Below are 13,008 nucleotides of genomic sequence, written 5' to 3'. Positions count from 1 at the left end.
TGATTTGGCCCTGTGCCAACGGTTGCCGAGCGACGGGAGCTCAATAATCTTACCATCCAGGCTCGTGGAGAATTCTCCGCGGGCCTGGATTTTTTTGTGCCTTCATGGTGACGTGGCGGACGTTCCAAGTCCCGTAAAGTAGGGCAATTGATGGCTTCCAGCGGTTGACGTACGGGGCATGAGGGTGGATCAGTTCGCTTTAAACAGCCAGACACCGGAGTCATGAAAGAATTGAAGGATACCCAGAACGAAATCGATCCCCGCGGCGTGCCAATCAAGCGAGTTGGCGTGCGTGCATTGCGTTTCCCTGTGCGTATCCGCGACAAGCAGGATGCTGTGCAGCACACGGTGGCAACCGTTTCGTTGGCCGTGGATTTGCCGCACCAGTATAAGGGCACCCACATGAGCCGCTTCGTGGAGACATTGAATCAACACGGGCCGGAGCTCAGTGTCCGCGACCTGCGTGCGATTCCCAATGAGCTGCTCACCCGCTTGGACGCCGAGCGTGCGCACGTTGAGTTTTCCTTCGCTTACTTCGTGGAGAAGAAGGCACCGGTGACCGGTGCTCCAGGCATGGTCGACTACGAGGTGACCTTCACCATTGATGCGACCAAAGATGAAATGGACTTTGTGCTGACCGTGGCGGTGCCTGTGGCAACCCTTTGCCCGTGCTCCAAGGCGATCAGCGAGCGTGGTGCTCACAACCAGCGTGGTATCGTGACGTATTCCGTCCGTTTCGGTGATCCGATTTGGATCGAGGACTTGATCCGCTTGGTCGAGCAGTCGGCGAGCTGTGAGTTGTACGCAGCACTCAAGCGTCCCGACGAGAAGGCTGTGACCGAGACCGCGTATGACAATCCGGTTTTCGTGGAAGACCTCGTGCGTAATGTCGCCGTCCGCTCGCAGGGCGATGAGAACATCAAGTGGTTCCGCGTTGAGGCGGAGAACTTCGAGTCGATCCACAACCACAACGCATTCGCAGAGGTCGAGTGGACCCGCGGCGAGTAAGTTGTTATTTGATCTTGAGCCCGTCTCTGCGAGTTAGCGGAGACGGGCTTTTTTGTGTTTTGTTCTGACGTGGTGGTTTTTTTTGTTCCTGATTGTTAACGGATTACGGGGTTTTGAAATATTGCTTTAGAGCCGCTCTACTTTCTTCTGCTTAAACAGCGGGTGGACGGTTCGGAGGTCATTCCTAAGCCTCACCCCCTCGCTGTTGATGGAGCTTCTGCTGAGTCGCGTTTGTCGAGGGGGGCTTTGGTGGCAATTGCTGCCAAGGCAGGACAACAACCCCTGAATAACAATGATTAGAGCTATAATGACGTTGGCTGTTGCGGCATTTGCTGCGATGGCAAATGTGGTGACAGGTGCTCCTGAGAGCATGGTGCAATCGGTGACACGGAACGACGAAACGATCACCCTTCGATTGACGAGAGAGGATCTTCGAGGTTCCAACTTTGAGCTGCTGGCTCAGAATGCCTCAGGAGGATACGATGTGATCACGCCCGTGGCGGAGCGGTCGTACCTTGGGACAGTCGACGAGTATCCTGATGCGGTTTCGTGTGGAGTTCTGCAAGACGACGGTACCTTTCGTGGAGCGGTATTCTTCGATCGCGGGGTGACTTGGCGAACGCTTGGGAGTTCCGTTGTAGGAACACAAGCGGAAAGTTATGCTCCGGAGTCTTTTACATCCTATAGTGTGCCGTCGGCACCTAGTGTGAGCGCGGGACAGGCGGGGGTGATTACCTACGGTTTCGATTTGGGGATTGATGCTGAGTACGGTTACTACAGCGGTCCCGGAGGGAGTTCCGTGGCGAAGGCATTTGAGCTAATCGAGTATAATATCTGCGTTACTCGTGCCCAGTATATGCGCGACGCATTGCTTCGTCCGTATCTCGGGCGCGTGATTGTTCGAACCGATCAGACTCAGGATCCATACACAGCTTTTGGGGCAGGCGATTATCTCAGTGCGCTGCGAACTCATTGGAATGCCAATCATGCTGATTCGAACAGTGACTTGGTGGCTGGCGTGACTCCGGGTAAGGTCGGAGGGGGCTTGGCTTGGGTCGGGGTGGTAGGAACCTCCAGCGGCTATTCGGTAAACGATAGTGGTAGTTCTGGATTGTTTGACGTGGTGTTCCGTCATGAGATGGGGCACAACTGGAACTGCGGCCACTATGTTGGAGGTTCTCCTGAGGGGACTGGCTTCATGGGGGGCAATGGTACCGGTCGCATGAGCGGACCCGAGGTTTACCGAATTCTCAATCACCGTAACAGTAAGATTTCGGCCGGGGGAATCCTGGATGCAGAGGGGACGTATTCTTCTGTGGAATTGCCGCCGTACGCGAGCTTGGATGTGGGGACGTTTGTCCAGCGGGTCGACTCTTCGGTCAGCGTCAGTGTGCTTAATAATGACCACGACGCCAACGGTCAGTCTCTGGTGCTTTCGAGCTTCGACAGTGTGTCGGCAAGAGGCGGTACGGTAACTCGCCAGGGAGACGATCTCGTTTACACCGCCCAAGGCGCTTATCTCGGCGCGGACTACTTCAAGTACACGATCACCGACTCGGCTGGTAACACAGCAACCGGCGTGGTCGTGATCGATGTAACGATTCAGTATAGCGATCCTCAGGTGGTGATCGCGAACCACAGCTTCGAGGATGGTACAACTGGTGGAGTGCCGAATGGGTGGTCACACACGGTTGCGGGGTCGGGAATTGGTGTTGGGGCAGGTGGCTCGGATGGCTCCTATTTCTTGTATATGGGCCCGGGGGCGGAATTGACCCAGGACTTGGGATACACTCTCACCGAGGGTGAGTTGTTGACCCTGACCTATGATAGTGATCGGAACTACGATCGTAACATTCAGCTGCTCGCCAAAAGTGGTGGGAGCTATACGCTGATGGCGGAATCCACCGAGGCGACAGGCTGGGGTGGATGGGCAACCGGAATTACGTTGCAGTACGCTGTTGAGTCGCAGTACGCCGGACAGGAATTGGTCGTGCGGATGATCAGTGCCAACTGGAACCAGTTCGATAACTTCCAGATCACGTCGATCAAGGGGGCGTCGCGTCCGAGCCCATTTGATACGGCCGATGGAACGTCTCCGCAGGACTTGACTTGGAATGCGTACGCGGCAGCCACCGGTTATGATGTGTATGTCGGAACCAATGAAGTTGCGGTGCAGAATGCGACGACGGCTTCGCCAGAGTATCAGGGGCAGGTGACCAGCGCGTCACTCGCGGACCCTATTCTCAATCCGAACACGACCTACTTCTGGCGTGTGGATTCGGTGACCTCTTCGGGGACGCTTGCCGGCGACGTTTGGGAGTTCACGACTAATGAGCAAGCGCTGGTTCCTATCGCGAACCGGAGCTTTGAAGATGGGCCGGCAACTTCGGGTGCGCCGACGGGCTGGACACTTACTGCTGCCGGTGCCGGTTTGGGTGTTGGTGCAGGAGGTTCCCATGGTTCCCAGTTTGTTTATATGGGGACGGGCTCTGAACTGACTCAGGATCTTGGATATACCTTGACCGCTGGGGAGGCTTTGACTCTGACTTACGACAGCTCACGAAGCTATGTGCGCAGTGTGCAGTTGCTCGCAAAGAGCGGTGGAAGTTATCAGCTGATGGCTGAAACCACGGAGCCAATCGGCTGGAGCAGCTGGGGCACGATCCGCTTGGACTATACGGTGGCGTCACAGTACGCTGGTCAAGAGCTGGCACTCCGTGTGAACAGTGGAAACTGGAACGAGTTCGATAACTTCAAGTTGGTAACCGTTCGTCCAGCTGGCCCTGTGAACCAGGTGCCAGTTGCTTCCGATGCGACCTTCGCAGTGGCTGAAGATGTGGTGATTGGTAGCACGGTAGGAACGGTCTCGGCTTCCGATCCGGATGCTGGTGATACCTTGAGCTATGCCATTACCGCAGGCAACGCCGGTGGTGAGTTTGCCATCAACAGCAGCACTGGTGAGATCACCACGGCTGCGCCCCTGGATTATGAAACCACCACGAGTTATGCGCTCACTGTGACGGTGACCGATGACGGAACCCCATCGCTCAGCGATGCCGCGGCGGTTACGGTGAATGTGACCGATGTGGTGGAAGTGACCGCGCCTGTGATTGCCACCGGCAGTGCCAGTTCGATCACCCAGACCTCAGCGGACGTGGCTTACTCCGTCACTGATGACGGTGGCGACGCTCCGGCAGTGACGGTTTACTACGGTGAGACCGATGGCGGCCAAGTGGCTGGTAACTGGGCCAACAGTGCCGCCCACGGTAACCAGGCGACCGGTGGCTACACCGCATCGCTTAGTGGTCTGACCGCGGGCACCACCTACTACTTCACCGTGCAGGCCAGCAATAGTGCGGGTACGGTGTGGGGCAGCAGTGGATCGTTCACCACCGAAGCGAGCAACTCGCCGAAGTTGGTGCGTACCACTGTCAGTGCGGTCAGTAGCACGAGTTGGACGACTGTCGACCTCGGCCAGAACTATAACTCGGCGGTGATTGTGGCGACTCCGATTTATCCGGACACCGCGACTCCACCAGTGGTCACCCGCATCCAGAATGTCAGTGGTAGCACCTTCGATCTGAAGATCGACCGCGCCGATGGCCTGATTGGGGAAGTGACTGTCGACGTGTCGGTGATCGCGGTTGAGGAAGGGGTCTATACGCAGGCCTCCGATGGCGTGACCATGGAGGCGGTCAAGTTCACCTCTACGGTTACTGCAGGGCGCACTCCTGGCTGGATTGCTGAGTCGCGGTCCTATCTCAATAGCTATAGTTCGCCTGTCGTGGTCGGGCAGGTGATGAGTGCGAACGATTCAAACTTCTCCACATTCTTCTGTATGGGGGGCGATCGTTTGAGTCATCCGTCAGCCACTGTGCTGAATGTAGGTAAGCAGATAGCTGAAGACGATGTGAACACAGGTCGTGCTGATGAGGTGCTTGGCTATATTGTGGTTGAGAGTGGGAGCGGCTCCCTGGATGGCGTGGCTCTGGTGGCTGGGGTGGGGGCTGACTCCGTCAAAGGGGTTGGGGACTCTCCAGGATACAGCTACAACCTGAGTGGATTGGCCAGCGCGAGTGCAGCTGCCGTGAGTGTGGCGGGTATGGATGGTAATAATGGAGGCTGGGCGGTGCTTTATGGTGCCGGTGCGATCAATTCGTCTACGCTTACCATGGCGGTGGATGAGGATCAGATCCGTGATGGTGAGCGTCGTCATGGTGCGGAGCAGATCGGATACCTGGTGTTTGAGTAACCTTCAGCCTATGTCGAAGGTTGTCCCGTCATCGGTATGATCCGGTGGCGGGATGTTTTTTTTGTTTTTCTTGTTAACGGTTTGAGAGGCGTCGAAATAGGGGCGGCAACACATGGAATCATCGACTGAACACTCTAGGGAATTTGTCCGCTTGTTGACGGGGCATCAGGAGGCTTTGCGTTCGTTGATTCTGGCGTTGGTGCCGAATGTGTCCGATGTCCGCGATGTGCTGCAGGAGGTGAATGTGGTGCTTTGGGAGAAGCGGGAGAGCTTTGAAATCGGGAGTAACTTCGGAGCGTGGGCGGCGACGGTCGCCCGCTACAAGGTGATGAATTATCGCAAGCGGATGAAGCGCGAGGGGTGGTTGGTTTTCAGCGATGATGTGGTGGAGTTGCTGGCGGATGGATCAGGTGAAAGGCAGTCTGCGCTCTTTGAGGCGAAGCGCGGTGCGTTGGCGCAATGCCTGGAGAAGGTCAGTCCTGGGAACCGTGATTTGTTGATGACCCGGTATGGTGGCGCTCAATCGATCGAGTCGCTGGCGGCGGAGACGGGGCGTTCGGCGCCTGTATTGCGCGTGACCCTGCACCGGGTGCGTGCCATGTTGCGCAAGTGTGTGTCAGACAGGTTACAAATGGAGGGGCAAGCAGGATGATGGATATGGAACGCGATGAATGGTTTTCCCGCATGGTGGAAGGGGAGTTGTCGCCTGAGGAGTTTGCTCAATTGGAGGACAAGTTGAGGGAGTCGACGGAGTGGCGTGAGGCCTATCTCGACTTCATCGATGTCCATAGTTTGATTGGATTGAATGCGGCACCAGGTGCGGGGCAGGGAGGGGGCGTGGTCTCGATGAAAGAGGTGCTACGCCATCAGCATGCGCGTGCGTTGAAGATTTCTGCTGTGGCTGCTGCAGTGGTGCTGTTGTTGGGAGGAGTGGCGCTTCACATGATGCGAAGTGAGCGGAGCCGTCAGTTGGCGATTGGTCTGGAGGTGGCTCCTTCGACCGTTTTCCATCTCGAGCACAGTGGTGGAGCAGGGCATGTTGGAGAGGGGCCAATGCTGACAGTCGGATCCAGTCTGGTAGTGGATCAAGGGGTGGTGGAATTGAGCTTCCCTAGTGGCGTTCGTTCCGTGGTGGTAGGTCCTGCGGTGGTTGAGGCTGTGTCCGAGAGTGAGGTGCGCTTGCAGGAGGGGCTGGGGTGGTTCGATGTGCCGGTTGGGGCGGAAGGTTTTTCGGTTGAGGCTCCGGATTGCCGTGCGGTCGATTTGGGAACTACCTTTGGCGTGGCGGTTGTGCCCGGGAGGCCGACTGAGATTCACGTGATGGATGGAGTGGTGCGGGGCGAGACTGATAGTTTGGGTAGTTCCGAGGTTTTGCTTGAGGAAGGGCAGGCGGCAGTGGTTTCAGGGGATGATGGCTGGGTGCTTACGGAGTTCGAAGAGGGGCAATTCATGAGCCTGCTGCCGGATACATTGCCGTATGTGCATTGGAGCTTTGATCGCGTGGAGGACGGGCGTTTTCTCGCGGAAGGGGTACACATGGGGGGGGATTTTGCTCACGCGCGATCCGAGAGGCTGGGAACAGGCCTGCAGTTGGTCGATGGACGTTTTGGCAATGCGGTGCGCTTCGATGGCACCAAGGGACAGCAGTTGCGAACCCGGTTGAACGGTATTGAGGGGGCTCGGGCGCGCACCACGGCGTGCTGGATTCGTACGGATATCGCACCGTCTACGCCTACCGGGAAGGATATTGGTGGTTTGATTGGCTGGGGCTTGTGTCAGAACGATGGTGACCCCTCCAGCTCGAACTCATTGTGGGTAATGACGATGGGACACGGTGGCAATTTGGTAACCAGTGGAGGATCGTATTATCCTGTCAGGAGGAACTTGGCGGATGGTGAGTGGCACCATGTGGCCTGTGTGGCGCGGCCGATCGATAATCAGGACTTCCCCGGAGGCATGTTGGTGACCGTTTATATCGATGGGGAAAAGCAGGGCGAGTTCATTCCTGCAGAGAAGAAGGGGTCGGTGATGCACACCTACACCGTAACGCATGACGTTGACTCTACCCCTGTGACGATCGGATCGAGTATTCACCAGCCGGGCACTCCGCCGATCGTATTTCGCGGGGATATTGACGAGGTCTACCTTTTCTATGGAGCTCTAGATGAGGAAGGGATTCGTGTGCTGATGGAGAAGAATGACCCGCGAATGCAGACTGAGTGAGTATTTGTTGTTAACGCTCAACCGAGGTGCGGACATAAGCGGGCGGTGAGGTCGTTTTTCGAACGCGTGTTTGAAGCGAAGTTCGCCATTTGATCCAACAAAATACAAACCTCTATGAAGCTTCGAACTCCTCTTATCTTGACCGCTTTTTCGATCGCGGCTGCATGCAACGTTGATGCCGCGGTTGTGTTCAGTGATGACTTTGACTACGGCGGTGATCTGGTCTCGGATGGGGGCTGGACGGTGAACAATGGTCTGAACTTGAACGGAGGCGGCAGTCTAGTCTGGGCGCAGACGGGATCGGCGGAGTACCACCACGGAGTGGCGCTGGCAGAGGGCGATGAGATTTTGATGGATGCTGCGGTGATCAAGTATGCCGGGGCACCAGGAGTCGCAGGCAATACCTACGCCTATTCGTTGCAGGTGATTTTGTGGGATGGTGCGGATGCGGGCACCCGCACTTGGGTGGCAGGAGACGCGCAGATTGCAACTGCTGCTGATTTGGTTCAGACCGCGTACACCGCGACGGCGGCGGATGTCGGGAAGTTTGTGGTTTTCCGTTACGAGCACGAGGATCAGTCGCTTCCTGGATCGGTTGGCGGGGGCTGGGGGGAGACGGATAGTGTCAGTTTCCAGGTTAATCCCGTGCCTGAGCCAGGAGCGGCGGCATTGCTTGCTCTTGGTGGCGCTGCGCTCGTGATGCGCCGCAAGAAATGACGGGCTGAAGCTTAATTCTAATGCCGCGTATCGGGAGAGAATGCCGATACGCGGCTTTTTTTGCGAAATCTGTTAACGCTGAACGGGATGCCGAAATAGAGGGGGCGCGGGTCGATGGCGCCAGCTGTTGTCTCCGTGCAAACTAACAAGAAAACAAAAAATGATTACACGCAAATTGTGCACAACTGCAGGAGCGTTTGCTGCTCTTGCCTTGTCGGTGTCGTCGGCTTCGGCGGCGATGGTCGCGAACTTCACGTTCGACGACGCTGGAGATCTCGGTGCCAATACGGGCACCGTGGCGACAGCTTGGAACAACTTTAGCGAAGTTACTCAAACGGCGGGCCGCTTCGGAGCCGGCGCGGGTAGTTTTGTCGCGGGGAGCTCAAGTGCCTGGGATGGCGACTTCTCGGTAGCCAATATGGAGAGCTTCTCTCTCTCTATGCATGTGAAGTCGAGTCAGGCGAATTCCTGGAAGGACTTTGTATCGATTGGGACCGGCAACAACGTTGTGTTTGTTCTGGAACGCACCGGAGCAGAGGGGGTTGCTAACTACAACATTGGCAGCGTTGGTGGGGTGAATGAAGGGCAGGTCGCTTATTCTCCCGGTGCTGGTACGTTTGATGTGGATGATGGAGCGTGGCACCATCTTGGCCTGACCGTTGGTGGTGGAACCTTGACCTTGTACATCGATGGTCAGAATCGAGGGAGCGCTGCGTACTCGGGAACGGGTGCCATGAGTGCTTTCCAGCTGGCGTCACGCTTTGGTGATGGCGATAGAGCGATCACGACCGAGATCGATGATGTCGCGATCTTCGATAACACACTAACGGATGGCGAAATGCTGTTCTTGAGCACAAACGCAGCGGCCTCCGCTGTTGCTGTGCCTGAACCTAGTTCGGCCGCGTTGCTGGGGCTTGGTGGATTGGCGCTGATTTTGCGTCGCCGCAAGTAGTCTTCAGCGACTCTGAAATTGTAAAGACCGTTTGGTTGAGGTCGTCGGAGATGGGTGGAATCACCCGTTCTCCGGCGGCCTTTTTTTGTTTGTTGATTGGGATTGTTGCATCCGGAACCTGAGGTGACGCGAAAAGATAGGAGTGCGTTTCACAAAACAACCCAACGACACAGTGATGATGCGAATCCTTCTCAGCTCCAGTGTAGTGGCTATGTTTGCCATGAGTCATGCGTCCGCCGCGATGGTGGCCTACTTCACATTCGATAACGAACTTGATATGGGCGAGAACACCGGAACCGGTGTGATGGATTGGAATCAGTCGTCCGACGTGGCCGCAGTGCCGGGGCGGTTTGGCGGTGGGGGAGGCTTTTTTGCAGGGGCATCTCAATTCTGGGATGCGGATTTCGATGTGTTGGGAGTGACGATGACGAGTTTCACGATCTCCATGCATGTGCAGGGGGATGCGGACGCATGGCGCGATTATCTCTCGTTTGGAAATGCCGATGGGATCGCATTTCTGGAGCATACAGGAGGCAATACCACGGCGTTGTGGGGAGTGGGTGGAGCGGACGGAGTGAATGTACAGTCGCCCACAGATGTGAGCAGCGGATGGCATCATCTGGGAGTGGTGGGCGATGGTGCGACGCTGAGTTACTATGTGAATGGCGCGTTCGTGGGTTCTACTAACAACTTTTCGACTGGGACGATGACATCGTTCCAGCTCGGATCACGTTGGGGCGATGGCGTGCGGGCGATCACTGCGGACATCGACGATGTGGCGATTTTCGATGAGGTTTTGAGCGCCGATCAGATGGCGTTCTTGAGTTTGAATGCCGCGGGCTCCGCGACTCAAGTTCCCGAGCCTGGGTTGCAGGCATTGCTCGCACTGGGTGGGTTTACGTGGATCATGCGCCGCCGTCAGCGGTGATGCGGGATTGCAGGGGCCGCGAGATTCGACTCGATCAGCGGTTGCTTGTGGCGGTGAATTGTCATCTAGTGCTAGTTTGATGTCGCGCCGGGCGTAGGTGCCGGCGATGACCAGAAAAGTGCGGAGATGATGAAGCAGTCCACAAGTTCGTTAGCGATGGTTCCGAAGCGGAATGTTCTGAGTCGTCGCCAGGGGGTGACGGTTCTGGAGTGGTTGATGCTGCTGGGGTTGGTGTTTGGATTTGGAGTGGTGTTGGTGACGGGAGCAATGCGGGCGCCGATGATGAAAAAGGCGCAGCAGACGCGGACCGAGTTGGAGGAGATCGAGCGGGCGTTGTTGGAGGGCGCAGACGAGAAGAACTGGCAGGTTGGTAAAGAGGTGGAGTTTGATGATTTGCGTCCGCTGATCAGGAAAAAGTTCAAGCGCATGCTGAAAGAGGGACGCGATCCGCTGGGTAACGCGTACGGGTTATTTGAGGTTGGCAGTCTGCCCGGTGTGCCGGATGCCTCCTACGAGCGTTTTGAGGAGGTGGTGCCGGATGGGTTCTGGACGCCATATGGACCTGCCAGCGAAAAGCGACCTGCCCTGGACCGAGATTTTTGAAAATGAGTGCGCGTTGGATTCAGCAATTGAAGTGGAAGCCGTTGGCGATTGGGGCCTCGGTTTTGGTGTTGGCATATTGCGGGACGCGCGAGGCACAGGAGGCAAGCAAGGCTGCGAGGCAGGAAGTCAAGCCGGTGGGCCATCCACTGGCGGTCGAGCAGGTTTATACCAAGGAAGCTGGGGCGTCGCGTCAGCCGGTGCGTGCGATCTCCCATCAATGTCTGGCGTGCCATCAGGACTATGCGGAGAAGTGGAAGCACTCGCATCATGCATTGGCGAACCGATTGGTGAGCAAGGAGCGTGATGCCGAGGCATTTGCCGCGGCTGGGATCAAGGTGCCGGGTGGAGAGAAGTGGCAATTTCAGTGGAAGGCCGGGGAGCGGCCGTCGGCGGATGTGAGTTCACCGCTGAGACCGGATGGCAAAACGTGGCACTTTGACATGGCGATCGGCGAGACTCCGCTGATCCAATACCTCACGCAGTCGGACAAAGGGCGGTGGCAAACCACCCGCACTGCCTGGGCTCCGGAGACGAAGACCTGGATCGATACCACGCCGCAGGACGACCGTAGCGAGGGGGAGTGGGGGCATTGGCTCGGGCGGGGCATGAATTGGAATGCCAACTGCGCCTACTGCCATATGACCAATTTCCACAAGGGCTATGATGTAGCGACGGATACCTACCATTCGACCTGGGATGAGATGTCCATCGGCTGCACCCAATGTCACGGCGGTTATACTACGACGCCTGTGGCGGACACGGGATGTTTGATCCGCCCAGGAATGGACCCGATGCTGGGTGAGGAGGATGTGGTGATGGATGCCTGTGCATCGTGTCACTCGCGTCGCGGTGAATTTGATGATGAGTTCAAAGCGGGCAAGAAGTATGGAGATCACTACCACCTGACCTTGCCAACCCATCCGACACTGTATTATGCGGACGGCCAGATTTTGAACGAGGACTACGTATGGGCGTCCTTGAAGATGAGTAAAATGGGGCACGCCGGGGTGGGGTGCCTGGACTGCCACGACCCTCACACCGCGGCGATCAAGTATCCAATCGAGAACAACGCGCTTTGTTTGCAATGCCATGGTGGTGGCGTGGATGGGGCGACGGTGATTAATCCGACTGCGCATTCGTTCCATAAAGACGGGAGCACGGGGAACATGTGTGTGGAGTGTCACATGCCCTCGACGGTGTACATGGGCAATGACCCGCGTCGCGATCACGGGTTTCACTCACCGGATCCGTTGTTGACCAAAGAGCTCGGGATTCCGAATGCGTGCAACAAGTGCCACGATGATCAGTCCGTGGATTGGGCGATTGAGTGGGTGGACAAATGGTATGGCGACAAGATGGAGCGACCGGAGCGTGAGCGTACGCGGGCGGTGCAGCTTGCGTATGATGGCGATCCTGTGGCGATTGAAAAGCTGCTAGTGGCCTATGATGGCGAGGAGATTCCGCTGTGGCGCGCGAGCTTGTTGGAACTGATGGAACCGTGGGCGAGGGACGAGCGCGTGCTTGAGCGGGTTCGGGCGGCGATGGACGACGAGGATTACCTGGTGAGGGTGGCGTGTGCCCGATTGGCACGCACGGCGGGAGCTTTGGATGTGGTGCGCAAGCTGGTCGAGGATCCGATGCGCTCCGTGCGGATGGAAGCAGGTTGGGCGTTCACTCAATCGTTGCCGGACGATTCCCCGTTGATGAAAGAATTGATGAGCTACCTGAATCACGTTGCGGATCAGCCGACCGGTGCGCTGAGGCGTGCGGAGATCCTGGTGTCGCGCGGTGAGTTCTCCGCAGCGGAGGAGTGGTACGACAAAGTGATTGCGTGGGACCCGTCATCCGTGGCGGGTTATCAGGCAAAGGCTGTTTATCTGAGCCGACTGGGACGCGGCGCCGAGGCGCTCAAGCTGCTGGAGAAAGCCACCGATGTGGAGCCGGACAATGGCTATCTCAGATTCCTTCTCGGGCTCGGTTATTCGGAAGCCCTGGAGGCAAACAAAGCCGGTGCAGCTTTCCTCAAGGCGGTCGAGCTGGAGCCGGATAACCCGCGCTATCATTACAACTACGGCCTCCATGCCGCGGGAGCCAACGACCTCGAAACGGCGGCGACTCACCTTAAAGAAGCCGAGCGTCTGGCTCCGGACAGTCCGGATTATCCGTTTGCGTTGGCGACGATTTACTATCGTCTGCAAAAGACCAACGAAGCGATCAGTGCCGCCGAGCGTGCGTTGCAGATTAACCCGCAATACCGTCCGGCCGCGGACTTCCTGCGCGTGCGCTACGGAATCCAGAAGTGATGGCTGAGCCCCGCTGTGGGCT

9 protein-coding genes are annotated in these 13,008 nt (G+C 57.1%); all 9 read left to right on the top strand.

Features of this window, described 5'->3' with window-relative positions:
- Nucleotides 1-222 precede the first annotated feature (222 nt).
- The 9 genes from folE2 to G3M56_RS12300 all read left to right on the top strand — a co-directional run bounded on the left by folE2 (nt 223) and on the right by G3M56_RS12300 (nt 12,986).
- Complete coding sequence (gene folE2, locus G3M56_RS12340; RefSeq protein ID WP_164364323.1) at nt 223-1,008, top strand: GTP cyclohydrolase FolE2; 786 nt, start codon at nt 223-225, stop codon at nt 1,006-1,008.
- A gap of 292 nt (nt 1,009-1,300) precedes the next feature.
- Nucleotides 1,301-5,260, top strand: a complete 3,960-nt coding sequence (locus G3M56_RS12335) for a cadherin domain-containing protein (RefSeq protein WP_164364326.1) — start codon at nt 1,301-1,303, stop codon at nt 5,258-5,260.
- 112 nt (nt 5,261-5,372) lie between these two features.
- Entirely contained in the window at nt 5,373-5,912 is a 540-nt protein-coding gene (locus G3M56_RS12330; protein WP_164364328.1) for a sigma-70 family RNA polymerase sigma factor, read from the top strand.
- A 5-nt stretch (nt 5,913-5,917) separates the two neighbouring features.
- Nucleotides 5,918-7,483 (top strand): LamG-like jellyroll fold domain-containing protein, encoded by a 1,566-nt coding sequence (locus G3M56_RS12325; protein WP_164364330.1) that lies wholly within the window; start codon nt 5,918-5,920, stop codon nt 7,481-7,483.
- A gap of 138 nt (nt 7,484-7,621) precedes the next feature.
- A complete protein-coding gene (locus G3M56_RS12320) occupies nt 7,622-8,200 on the top strand; it encodes a PEP-CTERM sorting domain-containing protein (RefSeq protein ID WP_164364332.1) in 579 nt (192 codons plus the stop codon).
- Between the two features lie 160 nt (nt 8,201-8,360).
- Nucleotides 8,361-9,152, top strand: coding sequence for a LamG-like jellyroll fold domain-containing protein (locus tag G3M56_RS12315; RefSeq protein WP_235203443.1), 792 nt, complete (start codon nt 8,361-8,363; stop codon nt 9,150-9,152).
- 175 nt (nt 9,153-9,327) lie between these two features.
- Complete coding sequence (locus G3M56_RS12310; protein WP_164364333.1) at nt 9,328-10,080, top strand: LamG-like jellyroll fold domain-containing protein; 753 nt, start codon at nt 9,328-9,330, stop codon at nt 10,078-10,080.
- A 126-nt stretch (nt 10,081-10,206) separates the two neighbouring features.
- Complete coding sequence (locus G3M56_RS12305) at nt 10,207-10,683, top strand: hypothetical protein (RefSeq protein WP_235203441.1); 477 nt, start codon at nt 10,207-10,209, stop codon at nt 10,681-10,683.
- Between the two features lie 2 nt (nt 10,684-10,685).
- Complete coding sequence (locus G3M56_RS12300; protein ID WP_164364337.1) at nt 10,686-12,986, top strand: tetratricopeptide repeat protein; 2,301 nt, start codon at nt 10,686-10,688, stop codon at nt 12,984-12,986.
- The last annotated feature ends 22 nt before the right edge of the window (nt 12,987-13,008 follow it).

It is taken from the genome of Sulfuriroseicoccus oceanibius, assembly GCF_010681825.2.
Classification (GTDB): Bacteria; Verrucomicrobiota; Verrucomicrobiia; order Verrucomicrobiales; family SLCJ01; genus Sulfuriroseicoccus; species Sulfuriroseicoccus oceanibius.
This window is presented reverse-complemented; position numbering and strand designations above follow the sequence as displayed.